General features: G+C 61.5%; 1 protein-coding gene. It reads right to left on the reverse strand.

The genetic code is table 11. The annotated features are described in order from the left end of the window. Positions 1-408: PfkB family carbohydrate kinase (locus AC1D0P_RS30780; protein ID WP_477680197.1), on the reverse strand; the 408-nt coding region annotated here is incomplete at both ends.

Genomic DNA, 408 nt, shown 5'->3' on the forward strand with positions numbered 1-408 from the left:
TAGGCGACGCCTGCGCCTCCGGCGGTGACGACGGCGATCGGATAGGATTTCGTCAGAAGCCGGGCAGCTTCGAGCGCGCCTTCCAACGTATCAAACACAGCCGTATCTGTGAGCTGCTCGGCCTCGATTGCGTTGACAACAAGGATATCGACAAGCGCTGCCAAATCGCAGGAGACGTCACGCGCAGGCGCGGCATTCAGCACCACCTGGCCGCCAGCCGCCTTCATCGCCTTGGCGGCAGCGACATTGGCGGCGTCCGGGACTTCATTCTGCAATATCAGGACGCCGTCTGGGGAAAACAGTTCGGCAGCGGCATCCACATCCGCTTGTTCTAGCGTCAGGTTGCTGCCGGAAACGATCACGGCGCCGTAATCTCCGTCGCTGTCGAAGATCGCGACACTCATGCCG

Source organism: Polaromonas sp. P1_G2 (assembly GCF_056405515.1).